The organism is Sphingomonadaceae bacterium OTU29LAMAA1 (assembly GCA_024072375.1).
Classification (GTDB): Bacteria; Pseudomonadota; Alphaproteobacteria; order Sphingomonadales; family Sphingomonadaceae; genus Sphingomonas.
Map to the genome: position 1 here is coordinate 858624 of CP099617.1, position 26692 is coordinate 885315.

General features: G+C 67.1%; 21 protein-coding genes and 1 tRNA gene. 9 read left to right on the forward strand and 13 right to left on the reverse strand.

All coding sequences use genetic code 11. From position 1 onward, the window contains the following. Nucleotides 1–75 precede the first annotated feature (75 nt). The 4 genes from NF699_04355 (at nucleotide 76) to NF699_04370 (ending at nucleotide 1949) form a co-directional block, all read left to right on the forward strand. Nucleotides 76–150: transfer RNA gene (locus NF699_04355), tRNA-Asn, on the forward strand. Nucleotides 151–491: 341 nt separating this feature from the next. After that, complete coding sequence (locus NF699_04360) at nucleotides 492–701, forward strand: hypothetical protein (protein ID USU05927.1); 210 nt, start codon at nucleotides 492–494, stop codon at nucleotides 699–701. A 109-nt stretch (nucleotides 702–810) separates the two neighbouring features. After that, nucleotides 811–1227, forward strand: a complete 417-nt coding sequence (locus NF699_04365) for a secondary thiamine-phosphate synthase enzyme YjbQ (GenBank protein USU05928.1) — start codon at nucleotides 811–813, stop codon at nucleotides 1225–1227. A gap of 131 nt (nucleotides 1228–1358) precedes the next feature. Continuing rightward, complete coding sequence (locus NF699_04370; protein ID USU05929.1) at nucleotides 1359–1949, forward strand: hypothetical protein; 591 nt, start codon at nucleotides 1359–1361, stop codon at nucleotides 1947–1949. Nucleotides 1950–2076: 127 nt separating this feature from the next. On the opposite strand, the gene secA is transcribed toward NF699_04370, so the two are convergent. From secA to NF699_04385, 3 genes are all read right to left on the reverse strand, one after another. Then, complete coding sequence (secA, locus tag NF699_04375; protein USU05930.1) at nucleotides 2077–4818, reverse strand: preprotein translocase subunit SecA; 2742 nt, start codon at nucleotides 4816–4818, stop codon at nucleotides 2077–2079. A 113-nt stretch (nucleotides 4819–4931) separates the two neighbouring features. After that, nucleotides 4932–5186, reverse strand: coding sequence for a hypothetical protein (locus NF699_04380; GenBank protein ID USU05931.1), 255 nt, complete (start codon nucleotides 5184–5186; stop codon nucleotides 4932–4934). Between the two features lie 72 nt (nucleotides 5187–5258). Further along, nucleotides 5259–5789, reverse strand: coding sequence for an energy transducer TonB (locus NF699_04385; GenBank protein ID USU05932.1), 531 nt, complete (start codon nucleotides 5787–5789; stop codon nucleotides 5259–5261). A 40-nt stretch (nucleotides 5790–5829) separates the two neighbouring features. Between NF699_04385 and argJ the strand changes: the two genes are divergently transcribed. Together argJ and NF699_04395 are read left to right on the forward strand one after the other, a co-directional pair. Continuing rightward, on the forward strand, nucleotides 5830–7056 hold the full coding sequence (argJ, locus tag NF699_04390; GenBank protein USU05933.1) for a bifunctional glutamate N-acetyltransferase/amino-acid acetyltransferase ArgJ: 1227 nt from the start codon (nucleotides 5830–5832) through the stop codon (nucleotides 7054–7056). Between the two features lies 1 nt (nucleotide 7057). After that, nucleotides 7058–7855, forward strand: coding sequence for an inositol monophosphatase (locus tag NF699_04395; GenBank protein ID USU05934.1), 798 nt, complete (start codon nucleotides 7058–7060; stop codon nucleotides 7853–7855). Between the two features lie 131 nt (nucleotides 7856–7986). On the opposite strand, the gene trxA is transcribed toward NF699_04395, so the two are convergent. The 9 genes from trxA to NF699_04440 form a co-directional block, all read right to left on the reverse strand. Further along, entirely contained in the window at nucleotides 7987–8310 is a 324-nt protein-coding gene (gene trxA, locus NF699_04400) for a thioredoxin TrxA (protein ID USU05935.1), read from the reverse strand. Between the two features lie 60 nt (nucleotides 8311–8370). Next, entirely contained in the window at nucleotides 8371–11793 is a 3423-nt protein-coding gene (gene addA / locus NF699_04405) for a double-strand break repair helicase AddA (protein ID USU05936.1), read from the reverse strand. Further along, nucleotides 11780–14746 (reverse strand): double-strand break repair protein AddB, encoded by a 2967-nt coding sequence (gene addB, locus NF699_04410; protein USU05937.1) that lies wholly within the window; start codon nucleotides 14744–14746, stop codon nucleotides 11780–11782. Before addB ends, addA begins: the two co-directional genes overlap by 14 nt. Continuing rightward, the gene (locus NF699_04415; GenBank protein ID USU05938.1) at nucleotides 14739–15494 is read right to left on the reverse strand and encodes a nucleotidyltransferase family protein; all 756 of its coding nucleotides are present in this window, start codon (nucleotides 15492–15494) and stop codon (nucleotides 14739–14741) included. Before NF699_04415 ends, addB begins: the two co-directional genes overlap by 8 nt. Further along, nucleotides 15491–16456, reverse strand: a complete 966-nt coding sequence (locus NF699_04420) for a phosphotransferase (GenBank protein ID USU06992.1) — start codon at nucleotides 16454–16456, stop codon at nucleotides 15491–15493. The genes NF699_04415 and NF699_04420 overlap by 4 nt, the downstream gene beginning before the upstream one ends. Continuing rightward, complete coding sequence (gene tsaE / locus NF699_04425) at nucleotides 16453–16896, reverse strand: tRNA (adenosine(37)-N6)-threonylcarbamoyltransferase complex ATPase subunit type 1 TsaE (GenBank protein ID USU05939.1); 444 nt, start codon at nucleotides 16894–16896, stop codon at nucleotides 16453–16455. Before tsaE ends, NF699_04420 begins: the two co-directional genes overlap by 4 nt. Before the next feature lie 148 nt (nucleotides 16897–17044). Continuing rightward, nucleotides 17045–19408 (reverse strand): PAS-domain containing protein, encoded by a 2364-nt coding sequence (locus tag NF699_04430; protein ID USU05940.1) that lies wholly within the window; start codon nucleotides 19406–19408, stop codon nucleotides 17045–17047. A gap of 266 nt (nucleotides 19409–19674) precedes the next feature. Next, nucleotides 19675–21096: an adenosylhomocysteinase gene (gene ahcY / locus NF699_04435; protein USU05941.1), complete on the reverse strand. Its 1422-nt coding sequence runs from the start codon at nucleotides 21094–21096 to the stop codon at nucleotides 19675–19677. An 87-nt stretch (nucleotides 21097–21183) separates the two neighbouring features. Next, the gene (locus NF699_04440) at nucleotides 21184–21744 is read right to left on the reverse strand and encodes a YqgE/AlgH family protein (GenBank protein USU05942.1); all 561 of its coding nucleotides are present in this window, start codon (nucleotides 21742–21744) and stop codon (nucleotides 21184–21186) included. A 121-nt stretch (nucleotides 21745–21865) separates the two neighbouring features. Between NF699_04440 and NF699_04445 the strand changes: the two genes are divergently transcribed. From NF699_04445 to NF699_04455, 3 genes are all read left to right on the forward strand, one after another. Continuing rightward, nucleotides 21866–22345, forward strand: a complete 480-nt coding sequence (locus NF699_04445; GenBank protein USU05943.1) for a peroxiredoxin — start codon at nucleotides 21866–21868, stop codon at nucleotides 22343–22345. Between the two features lie 139 nt (nucleotides 22346–22484). Further along, nucleotides 22485–23921 (forward strand): AMP nucleosidase, encoded by a 1437-nt coding sequence (locus NF699_04450; GenBank protein ID USU05944.1) that lies wholly within the window; start codon nucleotides 22485–22487, stop codon nucleotides 23919–23921. Nucleotides 23922–23994: 73 nt separating this feature from the next. Then, a complete protein-coding gene (locus NF699_04455; protein USU05945.1) occupies nucleotides 23995–24537 on the forward strand; it encodes a hypothetical protein in 543 nt (180 codons plus the stop codon). 314 nt (nucleotides 24538–24851) lie between these two features. Here the strand turns inward: NF699_04455 and NF699_04460 are convergent, their stop codons facing one another. Next, nucleotides 24852–26672, reverse strand: a complete 1821-nt coding sequence (locus NF699_04460) for a M2 family metallopeptidase (protein ID USU05946.1) — start codon at nucleotides 26670–26672, stop codon at nucleotides 24852–24854. Nucleotides 26673–26692 lie beyond the last annotated feature (20 nt).

Sequence of the window (26692 nt, forward strand, 5' to 3'; positions counted from 1 at the left end):
CTGGTTCGCGAAAAACCGGCGATACGGGGTTGCATCACGATTTCTGCCGGGTATAGACGCGCTCCACGACGACGTTCCCTGATAGCTCAGCGGTAGAGCTCTCGACTGTTAATCGAGCGGCCGTAGGTTCGAATCCTACTCAGGGAGCCATTTTCCATATATCGTCGAATCAGGCTGGCCTCTGCGGCACGGGCTGCAATATCGCCCTTGCGATACGCCTTGCGAACCGACATCATCGCCCCAGACGAGGAACGCCGACGTTCCCTTTCGGAGAGGTTGACGATGATTGTTCTCGAAGTCGCGATCGGTGCCATGGCCGCCGCCCTGCTGGCTGTTCCCGTGCTGATGGCCGTGACCGGCAAGAGCAAGACGGCCACTGGAGACCCGCAGTCCCGCTGAACCACCCTCCGATCAATCGACGTTAACGGCGCGGTGGTCATTCTCGGGTATGTCGTCGCGAGACATATTTCCGGATCGACAGGATCATTCCCTTGGACACGCCGTCCCGTACCGCCAGTGCGCAACTCGTCGCATCGATTCACCAGCCGTGGCGCGCATCCGTGCACGAATGTCTCGATCGCTGGCGGCGTATGGACGCCGCGGCGCAGGCATCGGCGTATCTGGTACTGGAAGGCCCGGAGCCGAGCGTCCGACGAACCCTGAACGGTGCCGATATCGCAAGGCTGTGGCCACAGGCCTGACCGCCGAACCCACAACCGGCCATCTTGTAGGCCAGCTCTCGATGGGCGGGGTTGGTTTGAACGCATTCGGCCGGCATCGGTTGAATGAGTCGAACCGGAGGAACAGGCGATGAGACAGGCGACCGGCATGCTGCGCGTGAGCACCCGTCGGCAAGGACTGGTGGAGATGACCGCAGACGTTCGGCAATGGGTTGCTGCCCAAGGCTTTAGCCAGGGGCTATTGACGCTGTTCTGTCGCCACACGTCGGCATCGCTCGTGATCCAGGAGAATGCCGCTTCTGCCGTTCGGCGCGATATGGAGGCCTACTTCAGCCGGCTGGCGCCGGAAGGCGACATGTACGAACACGATGACGAGGGGCCGGACGATATGCCTGCGCATCTCAGGACGGCATTGACCGGGGTGCAATTGTCGATCCCGATCGTCGATGGCGCACCGGCGCTCGGCACGTGGCAGGGCATCTATCTGTTCGAACATCGCACCAGCCCGCACGATCGCAGCATCGCGCTGCACGCGATCGGCGAATGACCTTGCCCGCGCGCCGCCAGCCGCGGCGAAGCGTTGCGCGGCGGAGCCAAGTCGTTCATCGCTCGTTCCACTAGACACGACTACAAGCGGCAGAGTTCGCCGCATCCGCGAGCGAATGGAGAATTGGAGTCATGATGCATCTAGGCCGCAAGGCTGTGGTGGCGGCACTCGCCGCTTCCACCCTGATGGTCGCGGGCTGCGCGACCGAAACTACCTATCGCCCTGCCACCGGGCAGGGCTTCAGCCGCACCGGCTACAGCGATCGCCAGGTCGAACCGAACCGCTTTCTCGTCAGTTTCGCCGGGAACAGCGTCACGTCGCGCGATACCGTCGAACGGTATCTGCTGTTCCGTGCCGCCGAGCTGACGTTGCAGAACGGCTATGACTATTTCGTCATGGCGAACCGCGATACCGATCTGCAATCCCGTACGTACAGCACGCCCGGTTTCCGTGGCGGCTTCGGCTATGGCGGCTTCGGTGGCTATTGGGGCCCGTCATGGCGCTATTATGGCCGCGGGTTCGGGTGGCGCAGCTGGGACCCCTGGCTCGGTGGCGGCTTCGGTCCGTGGGGCAATGATTTCGACGTCCGCACCATCGACCGTTACGAAGCGACCGCCGAGATCGTGATGCGCAAGGGACCGATCCCGAGCGATAACCTGCGTGCCTTCAACGCACGCGCCGTCGTCGACAGCATCGGACCAAGCGTGGTGTTGCCGAAGTAACGTTCGCTTCCTCGGACCCGAAGAAAAAGGCCGGATCACCTGTGGTGTTCCGGCCTTTTCATGTCCGTTGCAGACGCCGCCAAAGCGACAGCCTGCTCCTCCGCCAAGGCGGAGGAGGCGTGAGACGTTACGCGGTCACCGCGCCGTGGCAATGTTTGTACTTCCGTCCGGAACCGCACGGGCACGGCGCGTTGCGGTTGACCCGCCCTTCCCAATGTTCGGGATTGTCGCCCATCGGCGCCTCCGGCTGCATCATCTGCATGGGTGGCATCTGCGTCGTGATCCGGCCCATCGTGCCCGCATCCACGTCGTTCGAATTGTCTTCGCCCGTGAACGGGTCGAAATGCGTGGTGATGAAATCAGGCAGCTCCGGGAGTTCCGGCGGCGCCTGCAGCTGGAACTGCGCATGCGCGATCGTCTTCGTCACATCCTCGCGGATCGCATCGAGCATCCGCTGGAACAGCGAGAACGCCTCCTGCTTATATTCGTTGATCGGCGTCTTCTGCGCATAGGCGCGCAGATGGACGACCTGACGCAGCGCATCGAGCGTCGCCAGATGCTCTTTCCAGTGATGATCGAGGTTCTGGAGCAAGATCGACTTTTCGACCTGCGTCCAGGTTTCGGGTTCCAACTCCGTCGCCTTGGCCGCGATCATCGCATCGGCGGCCTCGCGCACGCGCTCCTCGACCACTTCCGGATCGATCGCATCTTCCTTCAGCCATTCGTCGATCGGCACGTCGAGATTGAGGATCTCCGCCAGCCCCGTCTTCATGCCGGCGATATCCCATTGTTCGGGATAGGAATTGGGCGGGCACGCCCCGCCGACGATGACGTTGACCGTCTCGGCGCGCATGTCGGTGACGACGTCGCCGACCGCATCGGCATCCATGATGTCCGCGCGCTGTTCGTAGATCACCTTACGCTGGTCGTTCATCACGTCGTCGTATTCGACGACCTGCTTGCGAACGTCGTAGTTGCGCGCCTCGACCTTCTTCTGCGCGGTCTCGATCGCCTTCGACAGCCACTTGCTGCCGATCGCCTCGCCATCCTCGATATTGTTGCGCATCATCTTGGCGAACAGCGTGTCCGGGCCGAAGATGCGGAGCAGATCGTCGTCGAGGCTGAGGTAGAAGCGTGACAGGCCGGGATCGCCCTGACGGCCCGAACGGCCACGCAACTGGTTGTCGATGCGGCGGCTTTCGTGGCGTTCGGTGCCGAGCACGAACAGCCCGCCGGCGGCGAGCACCTCCTGCTTCTCGACCTCGATCTCGGCCCGGATGCGCGCGGCGACCGCCTCGTAATCCGGCGTGCCCTCATCGAATTCGGGATGCTCGTCGAGCATACGGAATTCCAGATTGCCGCCCAGTTTGATGTCGGTGCCGCGGCCGGCCATGTTGGTGGCGATCGTCACCGCGGACTTGCGGCCCGCCTGTGCGACGATATGCGCCTCCATCTCGTGGTAGCGCGCGTTCAGCACCTTATGCTCGACGCCCTCCTGCTGCAGGAATTCGCTGAGCAACTCCGACTTCTCGATCGACACCGTGCCGACCAGCACCGGCTGCCCCAGCGAAGCATGCTCGCGGATCTTCTTCGCGATCGCCCGGAACTTGTCGTTGGTATCCTTGTAGAATTCGTCTTCCTCGTCGACGCGCTGCACCGGCACGTTGGTCGGGATGGTGACGACGTTCATCTTGTAGATGTCGTAGAATTCCGCCGCCTCGGTCGCCGCGGTGCCGGTCATCCCCGACAGCTTGGGGTACATGCGGAAATAGTTCTGGAACGTGATCGAGGCCATCGTCTGGTTCTCGGGCTCGATGTTGACGCCTTCCTTGGCCTCGACCGCCTGATGCAGGCCGTCCGACCAGCGCCGGCCGTCCATCATGCGGCCGGTAAATTCGTCGATGATGACGACCTTGTCGTCCTTGACGATATAGTCGGTATCCGCCTTGAACATCATGTTGGCGCGCAGCGACTGGTTGACGTGGTGGACGACCTGCGTGTTCTCGAAATCGTAGAGATTGGCGCCCTCCAGCAGGCCTGCCGCCTCCAGCATCCGCTCGATCCGCTCCGTCCCGCTTTCGGTCAGGATGATCGACTTCTGCTTCTCGTCCTTCTCGTAATCGTCGGGGTTGAGCTGCTTCACGATCGCATCGACGCTCATGTACAGCTCCGACTTGTCGTCGGTCGGACCCGAGATGATCAGCGGCGTGCGCGCCTCGTCGATCAGCACCGAATCGACCTCGTCGACGATCGCCATCGCGAAGGGGCGCTGCGTCATCGACGAGCGTTCGTACTTCATGTTGTCGCGCAGGTAATCGAAGCCGAATTCGTTGTTCGTGCCGTAGGTGATGTCGCTGTTGTACGCATCGCGGCGCTGCTGGTCGGTGAGATTGGGGATGATCGTGCCCACGGTCAGACCGAGGAAGCGGTACACCTGCCCCATCCACTCCGCGTCGCGCGCGGCGAGATAGTCGTTGACGGTGATGACGTGGACGCCGTCGCCCGGCAGCGCGTTGAGATAGGTGGCGAGCGTCGCGACCAGCGTCTTGCCCTCACCCGTCCGCATCTCCGCGATCTCGCCGCGGTGCAGGACGATGCCGCCGATCATCTGCACGTCGAAATGGCGCATGCCGAGCACGCGCACCGCCGCCTCGCGCACCGTCGCGAACGCTTCGGGCAGCAGGTCGTCGAGCTTGGTACCGTTCGCCAATTGCTCGCGGAATTTGGTCGTCTGCGCAGCGAGCTGATCGTCGGACAGCGCCTGAAGCGTCGGTTCGAACGCGGCGATCTTCTGCACGATCGGGTTCAGGGATTTGACGTAACGGTCGTTGGACGAACCGAACAGGGATTTGGCAAAGCCGCCGAACATAACGATATTCCTGGTTCTGAAGCGCGCACGGCCCAATGAGACACGGGGGCGCGCAGCGTACATGGATCATGAAGATGTGGGATCGGCCGCAGCCGGTGCAACGTCGCGGCAGGCTATTCGCGCCGGCGGCTCGCATACAGCGGCGCGAATGACACGACCGCGCTGGCACGGGATATGACACCCGCAGCCAATTCGACCAGCGTGGCCAGCGCGTGCGGCGGCCGGCAGGATACCTGCGCGGCGCGCACTTGGGCCTGCACCGTCGCCGTGGCGCTGGCGACCGCATGCGCCGCCGCCGGTGCGCGCATCGCCGAGTGGCCGCCGGTCAGGGCGGACAGCAGCGCGGAGAGAAGCAGCAGCAGGTTCACGGGGTTCGCCATAGGATGCGGTCGCCGTCCCGTCCACTCCGGGCTGCGCGACCCAACACCCGAAATCCGCGATCAGTCGGGGATTTGCCATACGACCCGCCGCGTGAGGGTCCGCAGCGGCGCATCCGGAGCCGTCGCCGGATAGCGTGCGCTGCGCAGGATCGCGCGACACGCCGCACGGTCGAGGCTGGCGTGCCCGCTCGTCGCCGCGATCGTGCAGTCGGTCGCGCGGCCGTTGCTCGCCACCTGCCAGCGGATGGTCACGGTCCCTTCCTGGTTCCGGCGAAGCGCATCCGCCGGATAATCGTCCGCCGTGATCCATTCCGCGGGATCGGTGCTGCCCTGTGCCGCCCGCCTTGCGGACCGGTCCCAATGCGCCTCGCGTCGGGCGATCTCGCGCTCCATTTCCCGTTCGCGCGCCTCGGTCGTCCGATACACCACGATTCCGCCGACGATAAGGGCCGCAACCAGCAGCAGCGATATCCCGCCCAGTACCACGATCATCAGCGTCTTGCCGTCGCCGACGAGCCCCGCGCCCGGCGGTCTTGCGGGCCGAACATCACCCTTCAAGATGACAGGTGCCGGCGGAGGTTCATCGATCATGCGTCTTTGCCCTGTCTTGGAAGCAGCCTATGGCACGGCCATGTCTTCGTCCATCTCCCCCCTCGCCACGCCCTTCCCCGCCCTGCCGATGATCGCCGGCGTCGTGCCGCATGTCGCACGTGCGCAGTACAAGACGTGGGACCGCTGCGACCTGACCTTCGTCACGCTTGCCGAGGGCACTACCGTGGCGGGCGTGCTGACCCAGAGCCGCTGCCCCTCACCTGAAGTCGAATGGTGCCGCAAGGCGCTAACGCTGGGCACCGGGCGCGCGCTCGTGGTCAACGCGGGCAACAGCAACGCCTTCACCGGCAATCGCGGCCGCACCGCGGTGGAAGCGATCGCCGCCCGCACGGCACAGCACCTCGGCTGCCAGCCATCCGACGTCTTCGTCGCCTCCACGGGCGTGATCGGCGTCCCCCTGCCGGTCGACAAGGCGGAGGCGGGGCTCGACGCCGCCTTTGCGGCGCAGCCCTGCGACTGGCAGGCGGCAGCGGAGACGATCGGCACCACCGACACCTATCCCAAGGGCGCGATGACGACGGCGATCGTCGATGGTCGCACGGTGACGCTGGTCGGCATCATTAAGGGGTCGGGCATGATCGCGCCCGATATGGCGACGATGCTCGGCTTCGTCTTCACCGACGCCGCGGTGGAACCCGGCTTCCTGCAAGCCGCGCTGAACGCCGCCAATCGCAACACCTTTTCATGCATTACCGTCGACGGCGACACCTCGACCAGCGACACGGTGCTCGCCTTCGCGACCGGCGCGGCCGACAATGCGCCGCTCACCGGACCCGACAGCGACGGCGCGGACGCCTTCGCCGCCGCGCTCGCCGACCTTTGTGCGCAACTTGCGCTGCTGGTCGTGCGCGACGGCGAGGGAGCGACCAAGCTGATCGAGATTGCCGTCACGGGTGCGGAGAGCGATCGCAGCGCACACCGCATCGCCATGTCGATCGCCAATTCGCCGCTGGTGAAGACGGCCATCGCGGGCGAGGATGCCAATTGGGGGCGTGTCGTCATGGCGGTCGGCAAGGCGGGCGAGCCGGCCGAGCGCGACACATTGTCGATCCGTTTCGGCAATACTCAGGTCGCGCGCGATGGACTCGCGGTAGACGGCTATGACGAAGCGCCCGTCGCCGCCCATTTGAAGGGCCACGAGGTCGAGATCGGCGTCGACCTGGGACTTGGCGATGGCGTTGCGACGGTTTGGACTTGCGACCTGACGCACGGCTATATCTCGATCAACGCCGACTATCGGAGCTGACATGCGCCACCATCACCACGACGCCGTCGTCGCGCTCATGCGGCAGGTCGCGGCGGACATCGTCATGCCGCGTTTCCGGAACCTCGCCGCCGACGAGGTGGAGGAGAAAGCGGCGGATGACATGGTCACGGTCGCGGATCGGCTGAGCGAAGCGGCACTGACCGAAGGGCTGGCGGCGCTCGATTCTGCAATCCGCGTCGTCGGCGAGGAGGCGGTGGCGGCGGATGCCTCACTGGTCGATGGTATCGATCGCGGCGCGGTGTGGATCATCGACCCGATCGACGGCACCAACAATTATGCCAGCGGCATCGCCACCTTCGGCATCATGATCGCGTTGGTCGACGATGGCGAGACGCAGGCCGGCTGGATACTCGATCCGGTGACCGGGCGGCTGTGCCATGCGGTACGCGGCGGCGGTGCGTACATCGACGACGGGCGCGTCCATGCGCAACCGGGCAATGCCGAGCGACCATCGTCGGTGATCGCGACCTATCATTTGACCGACGACGAGCGAGCGGCACTGATCGCGCGCGCCGAAAAGGCCTTCACCGTCGCGCCGATGCCGCGCTGTGCCGCGGAGCAATATCCCCGGCTGGTGCTGGGGACCAACGACATCGCGCTGTTCCAGAAGACGCTGCCATGGGATCACGCGCCCGGATCGCTGTTCCTGCGCGAAGCCGGCGGCGTCGTCCGCCGTCCGGACGGGACGGATTACCGCGTCGGCGACCAACGCCGCGGCATGATCGCCGCCGCCTCGCCGGCGTTATGGGAACAGGCGCGAGAAGTCCTGTTCACCTGACCGATAAACAAAAAAGCCCCTCCCCTTCAGGGGAGGGGTTGGGGTGGGGGAAGTCTCACCGAGACGAAAGCTAGGTGACTCCTCCGCCCCAACCCCTCCTCTGAAGAGGAGGGGCTATCGATCGCGAATCCTTACGCCAGCGCGCCCTCGAGCCAGGCCTTCAACCGCCCCTTCGGCTCAGCACCGACCTTCGTCGCCGCCGGCGCACCCGCCTTGAACAGGATCATCGTCGGAATACCGCGCACCCCGTAACGCCCGGGCGCATCCGGATTCTCGTCGATGTTGAGCTTGGCGATCGTCACCTGCTCACCCAACTCATCGGACAGCTCTTCGAGGCTCGGCCCGATCATCTTGCAGGGACCGCACCACTCCGCCCAGAAATCGACGAGCACGGGGCCATCGGCCTTCAGCACGTCGGTGTCGAAGCTGGCGTCGGTAATTGCCTTGGTAGCCATGGATAATCTCCTTTGCACCCCATCTAGGGTGACGCGAACCGCCGCTCAACCGTCGACGCCCTAGCTTTGCTCCCGCGCCCGAAAGCGCGGCTTGTGACGATCCAGCAGCGCGGGCTCTAGCGCGAACAATCGCGGCCCGCCCGTGTACAGCAACGCCGCCTCGATCCGCCGCTCGGGAAAGATCGTCGCCAGCGCCGCCGCATAGGCCGCCATCTGGTCGAGGTGATAGGTCGGCACGTCCGCCAGCGTCTCCGGCACCCGCCGGCCGGTCTTGAAATCGACCACCCGCACGTGATCGTCCGCGATCAGCAGGCGGTCGACCGTGCCGGACACAACCAGCCCATTGGTGAGCGTCGCTGCGATCGGCGCCTCGGCAAGGCTGTTCGGCCCGAACAGGTCCGCAAACGCCGGATCGTCGAGGATCGCGAGCACGCTGCCGACGATCTCGCGCCGGATCGCGGCCTCGCTCACGCCACCAGCGGTCGCCAGCCAGCGCTCCGCACTCGCGGCCCGGTCGGCCGCCAACACGGGTGGCAACCGTTCGAACAGCGCGTGGATCAGGCGCCCCCGCTCGGCCGCAGCACGCATTGCCGGGCCGGGCGGCGGATCGCTCACCTCGTCCTCGCCCACAGCCGATGGCGCGAGCGGGCGCGACGGCCGGCTCTCGACGGGCGCCAGCCGATGCGCCCAGTCCGGCAGCGTCACCGGTTCTGCCGCATTCGCCTTCGCCGCAGCCCGCGATTTTGCTGGCGCCTGCACCTCGCTGCCGGTGAAGCTCCTGACGCCCTCCCCCTCGACACCCAGCGCATCCAGCGCCCGCGCCGCCGCCGCGTACCAGCTCGATACGGGCGGCTCGCCCTTCGCGCGGACTCCCAGCGCGCCGCCGATCACCAGTCGTTCCTCCGCCCGCGTCGCCGCGACGTAGAACAGCCGCCAATGCTCCTCGAGTTCGCGCCGCTCGATCGTCGCGATCGCCTCGTCCAGCGGCCCGCCCCGCTCCGCCGACCGCGGCCGGAAGATCGGAATCGGCTGCGCGCCCGGCTCCGGCGACCAGCGTACCAGGGTCCGCGGCGCCGCGGTCGGATCGACCGTCGCATCGGCCAGGATGACCAGCGGCGCCTGCAATCCCTTCGCGCCATGCGCCGTCATCACCCGCACGGCGTCCAGTGGCGCGGACGGATCGCGCACGATCTCGACATCGCCGCGATCGAACCAGTCGAGGAACCGCTGCAACGACGGCGTCGATGTCGTCTCGAACGACAGCGCCGCGTTCAGCAGTTCTTCGATCGGATCGCGCGCCTCCGCCCCCAGCCGCCGCAACAGCTTGCGCCGCCCGTCGAGCGTCCCCGACAGCAACTCCTCCAGAAACTGATACGGCGTCGCAATGTCCGCCCGCGACAGCATCGCCCGCAGCGGCGCGAGCCGCTCGTCGGGCAGCGTCAGCGTCAGATGCCGCCACAGACTGCCATGCTCGCGCGGCGCGGCGTGCATCAGCTCGTCCTGCGTCCAGCCGATCAGCGGCGACACCAGCAACGCCGCCAGCGACAGATCGTCCTCCGGCTGCAACACGAAGCGCACCGCCGCGAGCAGATCCTGCACCGCCAGCGGCGCGTTCAGCCGCAACCGGTCGACGCCGGCCACCGGCACACCCTCGGCATACAGCCGCGCGACGATCAGCGAGGCGAGGTCGCCGCGCCGCTTGACCAGGATCATCACATCCTCGGGCCGCAGCGCTCGGCCCTTGCTCTCCAGCATCAGCCCGCCGTGGATCCACTCGCGCACCGCCCGCGCGATCCGCACCGCCTGCTCGCGGACGGCGTCGTCGATCCAAGCCTCCTCGTCTTCCTCGCTCCCGCCGACGACCACCGGAGCCCACAGCTCGACCGTACCCGGCCCCGGCACCTCGCTGGCATGCTCCTGCACGTCGCCGATCGCGCCCAGCCCGGGCTCACCGGCGGCGGCGACCGCCGCATCGACGAACTCCAGGATCGGCCGCGTCGAACGGAACGAATGCGTCAGCGACAATCGCTGGAACGGCAGCCCGCGCTCCACCTCGGGCCAGTCCTCATTGCCCTCGACCTCCGCGGCACGATTGGCGAAATGCCCCTCCGCCCAACGGAAGTTGATCGGATCGGTCCCCTGAAAGCCGAAGATCGCCTGCTTGAAATCGCCCACGGTGAACAGCGTCCGCGTGGAGGGTGCATGCACGCCCCGACCGACGAAGAACTCGCCCGCCAGCGCCGTCACGATCCGCCATTGGTTCAGGTTGGTGTCCTGCGCCTCGTCGATCAGGACGTGCTCGGTTCCCTGATCCAGCTTGTAGCGGACCCATTCGCCGATACCCGGCTGCTCCAGCAGCCGCACCGTCACTCCGATCAGATCGTCGAAATCGACCGCCCCCGCACGTCGCTTCGCCGCCGCATAGGCCCGCGCATAATCGCGCCCCACCTCCAGCGCATCCGCCAACAGGTCGGCGTATGCGGCGCGTTGCGTCAGCGACAGCAGGTCGAGGCAATGGTCGCCCAGCGCCCCCGCCAGCTCGGCATAATCCGGCTCCAGATCAACCAGCTTCTTCGACGCCTTGCGCGGCTCGTTCTTGCCGGTCAGCACCACGCCCGCCAGCTCGCCGAGCGTCAGCGCGCGATCCTCCGGCGCGGCGGCAAGCCAGCGGTTCAGCGTCTCGGCATGCCCCACGCCCGTCGCCGTCGCCCAGGCGCCGTTCGCCGCCGCCAGCCGCTCGACCAGCGATTCGTCGATGCAGTCGCACCCCGACGCCAGCGCCTCGCCGATATCCCCCTGCGGCAGGTCGAGCGCCCGCCGCAGCCACGGCCCGATCCCGCTCGGCAACGCCTCCAGCGCCGCCAGCGACCGCGCACAGGCGAGCAGGAAGCTCTCCGCCCCCCCCTCGCCCATCCGCAGCGACAGCGCCCCGATCGTCGCGATCGGTGTCTCGCGGCCGTCCCGCTCGGCATCGACCAGCAGCATCGCCAGCGTTTCGCGCGCCAGCACTGCTTCCTCGCGCGCCTCCAGCGGTCGAAATCCCGGGGTCAGCCCCGCCTCGACCGGGAACGCCGCGAGCAGGCTCTGGCAGAAACCGTGGATCGTCTGGATACGCAGTCCGCCGCCCGGCGCATCCAGCACGCCCGCGAACAGCGTCCGCGCCCGCGCCTGCAATTCCAGCGTCGCGCGCTCGCCCAGCGCCTCCAGATCGGCGGCCAATTGCGGTCCCGGCATCCGCACCCAGGCGGCCAGCCGGTTGCTGATCCGCTGCGCCATCTCCGCCGCGCCTGCCTTGGTGAAAGTCAGGCAAAGGATCGCGCCCGGATCGACGCCGCGCAGCAGCAGGCGGAACACCCGCGCCGCCAGCACCTGCGTCTTGCCCGTCCCCGCCGACGCCGACAGCCAGACATGCGCCTGCGGATTGCTCGCCGCGGCCTGCGCCCCCTTCAGCCGGGGCAGCGTGGCGAGTTCAGTCCCGGCCATACCATTCGTCCCTGCGCATCAACTGGTCGTATTCGGCGTAAGGCGCATATTCCGGCACCAGCTTGGCGGTGAAAGGTGCATCGCCGGTCAGCCATTCCGCCGCCGCGTTCCTGAACTGCTCCATCGCGATGCCGACGAACTGGTCGGTCACGATCTTGTCGCGCTTGCCCTCCGCATCCACTGGACTCTCGATATAGCCGAACTGATCCCGCTTCTTGCCGAGAGACCAATATTCGAAGCCACCGGCGCGTCCCGCCACATCGGCAAACCCGCCGCGCTCTGCGATCGCCCCCAGCAGCCCCAGTTGCAGACTATACCCCGCCCGCACAGCGGCCGACGACGGCGGCTTGCCGGTCTTATAGTCGACGATCGCCAGACTGCCGTCGGGCAGGCGATCGACGCGATCGTAACGGCCCGACAGCTTCACCCCCGCCACCTCGATAAAGCCCTGCCCTTCGGCAGACGCGACCTTGCGCCCCTCGCCATCCTGCGTCGCGACGGTCCGCGCGATCCAGTCGATCGCCTCGACCAGCCGCGGCCGCCACAGCGCGCGCATCATCGGATGCGTTCGCTCGTCCTCCAGCATGGCATTCGCGCGGTTCATCAAGGCATCGGCGGCGCAGGCATCCAGCTTCCACCATTGCTCCAGGATGTCGTGCACCGCCGTCCCGCGCCACGCCGCGCTCGGATCGGCATCGACCGGATCGAGCGGCATCAGCTTCAGCACCCTCCGCGCGTAAAATGCATAGGGATCAGCCTTCAACCGATCGATCTCGGTCACCGATATCGCTTTCGGCCGCAGCACCGCCGCCGGCATCGGCGCGGGGCGATCGGCAGGCTCGTGCGCTTTGGGATCGTCGAGCGCCAACGCCCAGCCCTCCAGATCGCGCGCCCGCACGAAGCGGTCCCCCGCCATCGCCTGCAACCGCAACCACAGTCGCGACGCCAGCGCCGGCGAAGACGCATCCCGCCGCGCCCGCGTTACCAGCGCTTGCGGCGCGCCCAGCGCCTGCCCGAACTCATGCGCGGCGACACCCACCGCACGCTCCAACCCCGGCAGCCCCAGCGTCGCGCGTATCCGCGGCGCCAGCCACGGATCGGGCGCGGGCCGCCCCGGCCACACGCCCTCGTTCAGCCCGCCCAGCACCATCAGGTCGGCGGTCTGCAACCGCGCCTCGAGCAAACCATAGATCGCGATCCGCGGATGCCCGACGCCCGACCCCGGTCGCACCGCGACCTCATCCAGCAGCCCGCGCAGCAGCGGTACCAGCCCATCCGGCGCCACCCGCGGCGGCCCGACGACGGCTTCACGCTCCAGAGCGTCGAGGAACTCCGCCGCCGCCCTCCCCGCGGGCCCCGACCACAGATCGTCGCCGCACAAGGCCTGCGCCGTCTCGCGCAATACCGCGAGCAGCCCGCCGAGCGGCTGCGCCCCCTGATCGAACACCAGCTCGATCGGCTTCAGCAGCGCCACCGCCTCGCCGAACCACGCCGCCGCGCGATCGCGTTTATCGGCCAGCAGATGCCCGGTGATCCCGTCCAGCCCCGCCGCCGGCCGCGGTCCACGCAAACCGCGATCGACTCCGCGCGTCCCGTCCAGCCACGCGCCACGCACCGCACGATCGTTCGGATCGTTGCGCACCAGCGGATGCTTCAACAGCGCCAGCAGCGCCATCGGTGCGAACCGCTGCGCCGCCGCCTCCGCCAGCGCCAACAGCAGCGTCCCCGGCGGCAGGATCGACAGCGGCCGCCCCGCCGTATCGTTGGCATCGATCCCCCAGCGCCGCAGGTGCACCGCCACCCGCCGCGCCAGCGCCCGATCCGGCGTCACCAGCGCCGCCGTCCGGCCTTCCTCCTCCAGCGCCCCGCGCAGCGCGAGTGCGATCGTCTGCGCCTCTTCGGCCGGGGTCGCGAGTTCGGCCGCGCGGACACCGGTCAGCCGCCGGTCCTCCGCCTTCAACTCGGTCCATTTGCCCGTGAACGCCGCCGGAGCCAGCGCATTGGCGATCGCCCGCCCACGCACCGCGCCCGCATCCGGCCCCGCCGTCCCCGGCCAGTTCACGACCTCGCCGCGCCCGACGCTCATCCGGTCGAGCATCAGCTTCAGGTGGAATTGCGGATGCGTCTCGATCGACCGCGGCACCCGGCCCGTCTCCGGATCGGGCTTGTGCGGACCGAGCGCGTCCCATTCCTCCTGCGGCATCGCGAGGTCGAGGCCGGCGAACACCGTCATCCCCGCCGGCGCCTCGGCGACGCAGCGCAACAGCCGCATCACCGCCGGTGCCGGATCGGTGATGCCGGCCGCGCAGACGAAGCCGACGGGCGGCGCCACGCGCCAACGCCGCTCCAGCCGGTCGAGCAGCATCCGCCGCCGCGTCGCCGCATCGATCCGCCCCAGCCGCGCCAGTTCCTCCGGCCAACGCTCCAGCACGATCGTGAAGGTCGACAGCGCGCGCTGCCAATGCTCGGTCAGTTCGGGCGCGAGGTCGATGTCGCGCAGGCGCTCGGGCGCCACCTCCTCGACCAGCAACTGGTCCAGCGTGTGGCACAATTCGCCCGCCAGCCGCACCGCCTCCGCAGCATCGATCGGCACCCCGGCGCGCGTCCGCTCCTCGAACACCAGCCGCGCCAGGATCATCCACCGCTGCATCGCATCGACCGCGGGCGGCGGCGGGCTCGGATCGTCGACCGGATCGAGCGCCGCGCCGACCGCCTCGCCCAGATCGGGGCTGCCCAGCGTCACCAGCCGCGGCAACAGCAACCCGCCGCCGCTCGCCCGCACGAAGGCATCCGTCACCGCCCGCGCCGCACGGTTGTTGGGCAGCAGCACCAGCCCACGCGCCAACGCCATCGCATCGCCCGCCGTCCGCCGCATCAGCCCGGCAACCAGCGTGTCGGCAAACGCCTTGTGCGACGGAATGGTATACAGCTGCGGCTTGCGCCTATCAGCCATTGGCGATCACCGCCTCGGCCTTCGGGATCGCCGCGGGCGTGCCGACGTCGAACCACAGGCCCTGATGCACCTGCGCATAGGCCCGCCCTGCCTCGATCGCACGGCTCCAGAACAGGTTCGTCGAGAACGGCCCCTCCGGCCAGTCGCGGATGATGCGCGGGTGCAGGATCTGGATGCCGGTATAGACGAACGGCGCCGCCGCGCCTTCCTTGCGCCGTCCGACGATCCGGCCATCCGCGGCGACCCGGAAATCGCCTTGCCCGTTGTGGTTGTTGGCGCGCGCATACGGCACCACCAGCAGCAGCGCGTCCATGATCGCATCGTCCCAGCGCGATGCGAGCAGCTTGATCGCGTCGACCGGGCCGTCGACCCACAGATTGTCGCTGTTCACCACCAGCACCGGCGCATCGCCCAGCAGATCGCGCGCCTGCACAAGCCCGCCGCCGGTCTCCATCAACTGCCGCCGCTCGTCGCTGACCACCACCTCGATATCGTCGAAGCGGCCGGTGACATGCGCCTCCAGCGTATCGGCAAGGTAATGGACGTTGACCACCGCCCGCTTGACGCCGGCGGCACGCAGATGGTCGAAGACGTGGTCGATCAGCGGCTTGCCCGCCACCTCGACCAGCGGCTTGGGTCGTGTCGCCGTCAGCGGGCGCATCCGCTTGCCCAGCCCCGCCGCCATCACCATCGCCGTCGCCGGCACGATGCCGCCCGGATCGGGACGGATGGTCCTCTGCTTCGTCACGCGCTCAATGCCGCCGGATCGCCACGCAATTCGGGCGGGACGTTGTCGTCGAACCACCGTGCGACGGGCGCCAGCACCGGTTGCGACAGATCGCGCTCTAGATACGCCCAGACCCGCGGACAGAGCGTCGGATAGCGTAGCTTCCCGTCACGCTTCCACAGCCGCGTGAAGATGCCGATGATCTTCGCATTCCGCTGAGCCCCAAGCACATGATACGCCGCCATGAAATCGTCGCCGGCCCCGGTCGCCGCGCGATAGCGTTGCAGCATCGCCTCCTCGACGTTGGGATCGACATCGCGGCGCGCATCCTGCAACAGCGACACCAGGTCATACGCCGGATGCCCCGCCAACGCGTCCTGGAAGTCGAGCAGCCCCAGCGACTTGTCGGCACCGACCAGCATCAGGTTCTCGGCGTGATAGTCCCGCAGCACCGTCACCGGCTCGTCGATCAGCGCATGATCGAACACCGCGTCCCACGCCGCGCGATAGCCCTCGGCATCGACCTCCAACCCCACCGCCGGGCAGAACCATTCGACGAACAGCCCCGCTTCACGATGCAGCACCGCGCGATCGTACGGCTCCAGCCCCTCCGCCGGATGCGCGCGCAACTCCACCAGCAGGTCGATCGCCGCGGCGTAGAAGGGCAAGGCGGCATCCTCGCCCGCATCCGCCGTCTCGCGCAGCCGGACGTCACCGAAATCCTCCAGCAGCACCAGCCCCTGGTCGAGGTCGCTCGCATGGATTGCCGGCGCCGCGAACCCGCGCCCGCGCAGCCATTCGGCGATCGCGATGAACGGCCGCGGGTCCTCATGCGGCGGCGGCGCATCCATCAGGATCGCGCTGCGCCCTTCGCTCGCCACCCGGAAATAGCGGCGGAACGAGGCATCGCCGGCGACGGGGCTGATCGCGCCCGACCAGCCATGCTGCGCGAGGAAAGCGGGGGCGCCAGCGGGCGGGGTCATATCGGCCATCGCCGCCTCCAACCCGCCGGCACGTCCGCTGTCAAGATTCGTCCGCCGTCCGGTGCTGCGGTCAGGGTGAGCGCCAGCGCGTGCGGCCAATATCCCGGCGCCCGCTCTGGCCATTCGACCAGCAGCAGCGTGTCGGACAACGCCTCATCGAGCCCCAGCTCCGTCATCTCGTCCGGGTCCTCGATCCGATACAGATCGACATGCAGCACCGGCATCCGCACCTCCGACAGATCATAGGGCTGCACGATCGCGAAGCTGGGACTCGGTGCCTCGCCTTGCAGCCCGAGCGCGGCTAGCAGCCCGCGCGCGATGCTTGTCTTTCCCATGCCGAGCGAGCCCTGGAGGGTGATGACATCCCCCGGCTGCACCACTGCCGCCAGTGATGCGCCGAACGCCTCGGTCGCGGCGGCGTGGGGAAGGTGGATGCTCATACCACTACTCCCCCATCACCCCGGACGTGTTCCGGGGTCCACCCATCCGCAAAGGAAAGGTTCCCGTCTCCGAACCCTGCCGTCGCCGCAGCGTGGCCCCCGGAATACGTCCGGAGTGACGGGGGAAACGGAACGAACGCCATCTGCCTCACCGCCGCGGCAGCTCGACCGTCACCAGCGTCCCTTCGCCAGGCTCCGACACCAGATCGATCCGCCCGCCATGCGCCTCGACGAACTGCTTCGCCAGCGGCAGCCCCAGCCCCAGCGCCCGCTCGCCGGTCGGTTGCATCCCCGGCTCGCCGAATCGGTCGAACGCCTTGCCGACACTCTCGGCATCCATGCCAAAGCCGTCGTCCGACACCACGATCCGCGCGCCCGTCGCACTGCCGTCGCTGTGCAGCAAGATCCGCCCGCCCTCCGGCGTCGAGGCGACCGCATGCCGCAATAGATGTTCCACCACCTCACGCAGCCGCTTGGGATCGCCGCTCACCCGCCCGGTCGATCGCGCGAGTTCGACCGCGAAGTCGAGCTTGCGCCGCTTCGCCGCCGGCATGATCGTCTCCGCAGCCGCCCGCGCCACCGCGGCGAGATCGACGTCGGATTTCTCGATCTCGGCATCGTCGCCGCCCTGCGTCAGATCGAGCACGTCGTCGATCAGCAGACCCAGCCGTTCCACAGATTGCAGGATCGCCTCGACATAGCCCGCCGCATCCGGCGTCAACGCGCCCGCATAGCCGCCGTGCAGCATCTCCGCGAAACCGCTGATCGATGTCAGCGGCGTCCGCAATTCGTAGCTCATGTTGGCGACGAATTGCGTCTTGACCCGGTCCGCCGCCTCCAGCGCGTCGGCCCGGTCGCGCAACGCCTGCTCCGCGCGCCGGCTGTCGGAGATGTCGAGCATCGTCAGCAAGGCATTGCCGTCCGGCAGCGGCACCGCGGCGAATTCGAAATGACGCCCGTCCGCGAACGCTACCCGTCCGCCGCGCTGCTGCCGCTCGATCGTCGCCGAGCGCACCAGCTCCGGGATCAGCGCCGCGCGATTGGGCGTCGCGAGCTTCGGCGCGGCGGCCTCCGCGAAGGTATCGACACGCGGGTGGCTCGCCAAGAACTCCTCCTCGAATCCCCAGATCGCACCCATCCGGTTGTTCCACAGCTGCAACTTGCCGTCCGCCGCGAACACCGCCAGCGCCTCGAACAGATTATCGAACGTCGCGGTGCGCACCCGCAGCAGCGTGTCGCGCGCGCTCGCCAGCTGCACCTGTTCCGTCCGATCTTCGAAGATCGTCAGCAGCCCGCCATCGGGCAACGGCTGCGCCACCACGCGCAGGTGTGTGCCGCCCGGCAGGTGCCAATTCTCCTCCATCGCCGCCGCGGCGTCGACGTCTCCCGGCACGAACCACTCACGCCGTTCCGCCTTCCACCCCGGGAAGTCACGGACTTCGGGCAGGCGATTGGCCTCGCGCATCCGTTCCAGCACGCGTTCGAATTCCGGTCGGTCGGCCAGCCATTCGGATCGCATCGCGAACATGCGCCGGAACGGCTGGTTGCAGAATACCAGCCCGCGATCCGCGCCGAATTGCGCCACACCGGCAGAAAGCCGATCCAGCATCGCCCGCTGCGCTTCGGCGAAGCGCTTCGCGCCCGCACGCGACTGTTCCAGATCCTCGATATCGACCGCGAAGCCGGCGACGCCACCACTGATCAGCGGCACGTCATGGACCTGCAACGACCGGCGTTCGCCGTTGATCGTCGCCGGCAATATTTCCTGCTGCGGAACGCCGGTCGCCCGTGCCGCCTTGGCCCCGGCACGCGGACCGCCGCGGCCCGACCCTTCGACCAGTTCCAGCTCACGCCCGATCACGTCTGCCGCATCCCGCCCCTCGACGGCGCGGACGTAGGCAGAATTGACCATCGCCAGCCGCATGTCCGCCGCGCGATACCACATCGGCAGGGGCGCGGCCTCGATCAGGCCGGTCAGCGCCTCGAATGCGCCCGACAGTTCCGTGACCTCATCGGCCAGCCGCGCGATCTCCGCCTCGCTGTCGGTCGCGTCCAGCGTCCAGATGACGACCGCGCCGGTCGCACCCAGCGCACCGGGGGCGCGACTGCCCCGCACCGTGATCGACCGGCCGGAGCCTTGCGGGTGCAACGCACGTACGAACCCGCGACCGGCGCGCTGCGCCGCCTGCACATCGTTCGCGAGCGCCTTCGCCTCGGCTTCCGGTAGCCCTGTGCCCTCTTCCGCCAGATCCTGAAGAAAACGCGGCGCGACGCTCAGCCCCAGCCAGTCGACCAGCCGCGGTGGCATTTCTACCCGGCCATCGGCGCGCACCAGCATCGCCATCGCCGGCGACACGCTGCGCAGCGCCTCCGCCTCCCGTACGTGTGCGATCGATTCCAGCGCCTCGGCCCGCAGTCGCCAGCCGACGAACAGTGCATAGCCGGCACCGCCGACCAGCAGCGCGAGCACCGCGCCGCATACGACCGCCGCCATCACCGAAAGCTCGACCAACGCTTACCCCTCGTCGCGCCGGGAAACGGCGTGCTCGTGGCAAGCTGTAGAACGGAATATGGGGGACCGGCAACGCCATACGCCATACCCCCGAAGTCAGTCCTCCCCGCGAGGGGGAGGTGGGCAACGCACTCGATAACGGAGGACTTGGCTTAGCCCCCGTCACACTGCACCGCGCCACTTCTCCTTCGCGGGCAAGGACCGGACAGAAAAAAGGCGGCACCTTCCGGCACCGCCCTCTTCTTACCAAAACCGATCGCGTCCGATCAGTAGCGATAGTGGTCCGGCTTGAACGGCCCTTCGACCGGCACGCCGATGTAAGCCGCCTGCTTCGGGGTGAGCTGCGACAGCTTCACGCCGAGCTTTTCGAGGTGCAGCGCCGCGACCTTTTCGTCGAGGTGCTTGGGCAGGACGTAGACGTCGTTCTTGTAGTTCTCGCCCTTGGTCCACAGCTCGATCTGCGCGAGCGTCTGGTTGGTGAACGAGGCCGACATCACGAACGACGGGTGGCCGGTCGCGCAGCCGAGGTTCACGAGGCGACCCTTGGCGAGGATGATGATCTGCTTGCCGTCCGGGAACTCGACCAGGTCGGTGCCGGGCTTCACTTCGGTCCACTTGTAGTTCGACATCGCGGCGATCTGGATCTCGCTGTCGAAGTGGCCGATGTTGCAGACGATCGACATCGGCTTCATCGCCTTCATGTGATCGGCGGTGATGACGTCGGCGTTGCCGGTCGCGGTCACGAAGATGTCGGCTCGGGTCACCGCCTCGTCCATCGTTACGACCTCGAAACCTTCCATCGCGGCCTGAAGCGCGCAGATCGGATCGACCTCGGTCACCATCACGCGCGCGCCGCCGTTGCGGAGCGACTGGGCCGAGCCCTTGCCGACGTCACCGAAGCCGGCGACGACCGCGACCTTGCCGGCGAGCATCACGTCGGTGGCACGACGGATCGCGTCGACCAAAGATTCCTTGCAGCCGTAGAGGTTGTCGAACTTCGACTTCGTGACGCTGTCGTTGACGTTGATCGCCGGGAACGGCAGCTCGCCCTTCTTGGCGATCTCGTACAGGCGATGCACGCCGGTCGTGGTCTCTTCCGACACGCCCTTCAGGTTCTTGACCGTCTCGGTCAAATAGCCCGGCTTCTTGGCGATGAACGCCTTCAGCGCGCGCTGGAACTCGACTTCCTCTTCGTTCTCCGGCTCGCCGAGCGTGTGGCCAGCCTCGAGCTTAGCGCCCCACAGCGCGAACATGGTGGCGTCGCCGCCGTCGTCGAGGATGATGTTGGCGGTCTGGCCGTCGACGTCCGCGTCCCAGGTGAAGATGTCGCCGACGTAATCCCAATAGTCGGCCAGGCTCTCGCCCTTCACCGCGAACACCGGCACGCCGGTCGCGGCGATCGCGGCGGCGGCATGGTCCTGCGTCGAGAAGATGTTGCAGGTCGCCCAGCGCACGTCGGCACCCAGCGCGGTTAGCGTCTCGATCAGCACCGCGGTCTGGATCGTCATGTGCAGCGAACCGGTGATGCGCGCGCCCTTCAGCGGCTGCGACGCGCCGAATTCCGAGCGGAGCGCCATCAGGCCGGGCATCTCGGTCTCCGCGATGCGGATCTCGGCGCGACCGAAGTCGGCAAGCGCGATGTCCTTGATGACGTAATCGGTGTTTTCGACCGCGAGCGCAGTAGCCACGAGTCATGCTCCTGAAGATAATGGATGCCGGGCTCCTTAGCGGCGCCCCGACCCCAAATCAAATATAAAGATATCTTTATATGTCGCTCAGGCCGTTCCGGTCGTCGGTGCGAGCAGTCGCGTATCGATCCCGGCCTTGGCGAAAGCGCTCGCCCAGCGCGTCTCGGCGGCGCCGTCGAACAGCAGCGCCGTGTCGCCCTCGACATGGAACCAGCCCGGCCGCGACAATTCGCCGTCCAGCTGCCCGGCACCCCATCCGGCATAGCCCAGCGCCACCAGCCACCGCGTCGGCCCGCTCCCCTCGGCGATCGCCCGCAGCACATCGACCGTGCTCGACAGCGACCAGCGCCCGGCGACGTCGATCGTATCCTGCCCGCCCCAGTCGCCGGAATGCACCACGAAGCCCCGTCGCGGCTCGACCGGTCCGCCGAAATGCACCGGCGCATCGGGAGCGACCCCATGCGGGATGTCGAACTGATCCAGCAGGTCGTGCAACCCCAGCCCGTCGATCGTCGCACCGATGCCGATACCGATCGCCCCCTCCTTGTCGTGCGCGCACATCGCAATGACGGCGTGATCGAACCGCGGATCGATCATGCCCGGCATCGCGAGCAGGAACTGGCCGGAAAGATAGACAGGAGATTGCATCGCTTACGAACATAAGCATGTCCGTGGCCCGCGCCATGCTTGAAATCAGTCGCGCTTCGTCCGACGTGTGGCGCGCACCGCCGTCCGGCGTTCCTGCACCCCATTCCGGAGAACCCAAACGATGACGATCACCGTCGGCGACACCCTGCCCAGCGCCACCCTCGTCAAGGTCACGGCCGACGGCCCCGATCAGGTCGGCACCACCGATTACTTCGCCGGCCGCACCGTCGCGCTGTTCGCCGTCCCCGGCGCGTTCACGCCGACCTGCTCCGCCAAGCACCTGCCCGGCTTCGTCGAGAAGCATGCGGAGCTGAAGGCGAAGGGCGTCGACGAGATTGCCTGCACCTCGGTCAACGACGCCTTCGTGATGGGCGCCTGGGCCAAGTCGGCCGATGCCGACGGCATCACCATGCTGGCGGACGGCAACGGCGACTTCGCCGAAGCGCTCGGCCTGACGATGGACGGCAGCAAGTTCGGCATGGGCAAGCGCAGCCAGCGCTACACGATGCTGGTCGAGAACGGCGTCGTGAAGCAGCTCCACGTCGAGGAACCCGGTGAATTCAAGGTCAGCAGCGCCGAATACCTGCTCGGCGAGCTGTAAGGCACCAGTGCTCCTGCGGACGCAGGAGCCCAGGGTTTAGACGACAGCCGTTTGCGGGTCTGGCTCTGGGTTCCTGCGTTCGCAGGAACACTGACACCCCCGTCTTGCCTCCGTCACAGCCATTGCGTAACCATCCGCAATGACAACCGCATCCCAGATCGTCGCGGACCTCGACCGCCTCTACCGTGCCTCGGTCGACCGCCTTCAGGCCGCGCTCAACGCCTATCTCACCCATGGCACGCCGCCTTCGCCGCAAAGCCGCGTCGACGGCTCGTTCGCCTATCCCGTCATCCGCCTGCGCTACGCCAGCGTCGGCGACCGGCCCGCACCGCTGCGCTCGTTCGGCCGCCTCGTCTCGCCCGGCGAGTACACGATCAGCGTCACCAAGCCGGCGCTGTTCGCCGATTACCTCACCGAACAGCTCACGCTGCTGATCGAGGATTACGATGTCGAGGTCGAGGCGATCGAGGGACGGCAGGAAATCCCCTTTCCCTACGTGCTCGATCCCGGCCATGCGCTCAGCCTCGACACGGTGTCGGCAACCGAACTCGCCCGCCACTTTCCCGCTACCGAACTGGCGCATATCGGTGACGAGATCGCCGATGGCCTGTGGATCGCAGAGGGCGGCACCCGCCCGCTCGCGCTGTTCGACGCCCTGCGCACCGATTTCAGCCTCGCCCGCCTGCGTCATTATATGGGTACGCCGTCGGAGCATACGCAGCGCTTCGTGCTGTTCACCAACTATCACCGCTATGTCGACGAGTTCGTACGCTGGGGCGCCTCGCAGCTTGGTCCGGAAAGCCGCTTCACCGCGCTGTCCGGCGCCGGCAACATCGTCATCGACAACCCCGGCGACGTCGACAAGCTGGTCAACGACAGCGCGTGGCGCCGGCACCAGATGCCCGCCTATCACCTGATGGCGGACGACCGCACCGGTATCACCCTCGTCAACATCGGTGTCGGCCCGTCGAACGCAAAGACGATCTGCGACCACCTCGCCGTCATGCGGCCGGAGGCGTGGCTGATGATCGGCCATTGCGGCGGCCTGCGCCCGTCGCAGCGCATCGGCGACTATGTCCTCGCGCACGCCTATCTCCGCGACGACCATGTCCTCGACGACGTCCTACCGCCCGAAATCCCCGTGCCCGCGATCGCCGAAATCCAGCAGGCGCTCGCCCGCGCGTCGGAAATCGTCAGCGGCCAGTCGGGTGAGGAACTGAAGCGTCGCCTGCGCACCGGCACGATCGTCACCACCGACGACCGCAATTGGGAACTCCGCTATTCCGCCTCCGCATTGCGCTTTTCGCTGTCGCGCGCCGTCGGCATCGACATGGAATCGGCGACGATCGCGGCACAGGGCTATCGCTTCCGCGTTCCCTACGGCACCTTGCTCTGCGTTTCCGACAAGCCGCTCCACGGCGAGCTGAAGCTGCCGGGGCAGGCCAACCGCTTCTACGAACGCGCCATCAGCGAACATATGCGGATCGGCATCGAAACCTGCGAACAGCTCCGGCTGGAGGGTGAAAAGCTGCACAGCCGCAAGCTGCGCGCATTCGACGAACCGCCGTTCCGCTAAGGAATCCGGCGGCACCGGAAACCAACCGGGTCTAATGCGTTACGCTCCCGAACCAATCAGGGAGTTTACGCCCGTGGCCGACGATACCGACACGCCGAAGACCGATACGCCCGCCGCTACGCCCCGTCGTCGCGCACCGCGCAAGACCAGCGCGACGCGGAGCACGCCTGCCAAGGCGAGCACCGCGAAGCCACGCGCGCCCCGCGCCAAGGCCGAGCCATCGACGGTGGAAAAGGTCGAGACGGCGGTTGCCGATGCCGCCACCAAGACGACCCGCCGCGCCAGGGCGGCGGTCACCAAGGCCGAGGGGGCCGTCGCCTCCGCCGCCAAGGCGGTAAAGCCCCGCTCCACCAAACGGGCAGCACCGCGCACCGGTGCGAAGAAGCCCGGCCCGAAAAAGGCGGACAAGAATACCGGCACCAGCAAATGGGGTATCGCTGCGGTCGGTGCAGGGGTCGCCGCTGTAGGAGCCGCCGCAGCAGCAGCGCTGCTCACCCTGCGCAGCAGCACTCCGAAGGAGGGTGGTAAGAAAGCGCATACGCCCGACGGCAAGGATGCGTCCAAGTCGTTCCAGGCCGGCATCGCGGATGAGAACACGATTCCCGACAAGATTTGAGGGAATAGCTCCCTTCCGTGGAAGAGAGGGCACAGGGGATGGGTTGCGGCCTGCCGATACGGCACCGGCAATGCCAAGCCATGACGTATCGCGAGCACGCCACCCACCCCCAGCCCCTCCCTAAGAGGGGGGGAGCTAAAAGGGTTAGCTATTGTCTGGCCCCGACGGACTTCCAGGTCGGCAGCGTCAAATCCACTCCCCTCCCTGACAGGGAGGGGTGGGGGTGGGTGAATGCCGGGCGATATGGCAACGACCACACCTAACCTCGACGTATCGCCAATTCGCCACCCTCAAGACCAAACGAACTCAAGCCCTCACCACCCGGTCGCCTTGCCCTTGTTCTGCTGATCCAGCCACGTCTTCAACGGCGCGAAATACTCGACCAGCGCCTTGCCCGACATCTGCCGCGATCCGGTCATCACCTGCAACGCATCCGGCCAAGGCTTCGACTGCCCCATCGCCAGCATTGCGTTCAGCTTGTCGCCGACCGCCTTGTTGCCGAAGAACGAACAGCGATGCAGCGGCCCCTTCCAGCCCGACTGATCGCACGCCGCCTTGTAGAACTGGAACTGCAACACTCGCGCCAGGAAATAGCGCGTGTACGGCACCGTCGCCGGGATATGGTATTTCGCGCCCGCATCGAACTTGCTCTCGTCGCGCGCGACCGGCGGCTTGATCCCCTGATATTGCAGCCGCAGCGCATCCCAGCCCTTCTGGTAATCGCCCGTCGCAATCTTGCCCGAAAAGACGTCCCAACGCCATTTGTCGACCAGCAGCCCAAACGGCAGGAACGCGACCTTGTCCATTGCCTGCCGCAGCAGCAGCCCGATGTCCTTGTCCGCAGCCGGCACCTGCGCCTGGTTCAGCAGCCCGATCTTCACCAGATAATCCGGCGTGATCGACAGCGCGACGGTATCGCCGATCGCCTCGTGGAAGCCGTCGTTCGCACCGTTCTTGTAGAGGAACGGCTGGTCCTTGTACGCACGCTGGTAGTAATTGTGGCCCAGCTCGTGGTGGATCGTGACGAAGTCGTCGCCGTTCACCTTGGTGCACATCTTGATGCGGATATCGTCCGCATTGTCGATGTCCCACGCCGATGCGTGACAGATCACCTCGCGATCCGCCGGCTTGGTGATCTGCGAGCGCTGCCAGAACGTCTCCGGCAACGGCGCGAAGCCGAGCGACGAATAGAAGGCCTCGCCCTGCTTCACCATCTTGAGCGGATCGTAGCCCTTGGCCTTCAGCAACTCGCCCGTGTCGTAGCCGACATCCCCCGCCCCCTTCGGCGCGACGATGTCGTAGATGTTGCCCCATTCCTGCGCCCACATGTTGCCGAGCAGGTCGCTGCGGATCGGCCCGGTCTTCGCCTGCACAGCATCGCCGTACTTTTCGTTCAGCTTCCACCGCACATAGGTGTGCAGCGACAGGTACAGCGGCTCGACCTCCTTCCAGATCTGGTCGGTCAGCGACTCGAACTGCTGCGGTGTCATGTCGTAGCCCGACCGCCACATCGCGCCGACATCGCCGAAGCCCAGCTCCTTCGCACCGGCATTCGAGATCGCGGTCATCCGCGTATAGTCCTTACGCATCGGCGCGCCGACATTGTCGTTCCAGCTAACCCACATCTCCTGCAACTTGGCCGGATCGCGCGTCTCGCCCATCGCCGCCTCGATGTCCGATCCGTTGATCGGCTTGCCGTCGAGCGTACCCTTGCCCTTGCCGTAGCTCGACGACATGCGGGTGGTCAGCGTCGCCAGTTCGGTCGCCGCACCCGGCGTCGTCGGCGCGGGCAGGCCGACGCCGTTCTTCAGGATATCCAGCTTGCGCCGGGTATCGCCCGACACGCCGGCAAGGCCGTTGAAGCGCGCCGCGCCCTTCGCCCATTGCACCGCCTTCTCGGTCAATTCGGCGCCCGACTTGGCGGCGAGTGCGTCGGTGTCGTCGGTGATATAGGTCGCATTGACCCAGGCGGTCTGATTGGCGGGGATCGACATATCCGCCGCCTCCTTCTCGACCGCGGCGACATAGGCGTCGGCCTCGGCAGCGGTAGGCTTGGCGGCGGGCGAAGCGGTCTGCGCGGCAACGGGCGCGGCGAACAGCGCCACGGCGAGCGCGGCGGTGGAAACGAGACGCATGGAACGGAACCCCTGACAAA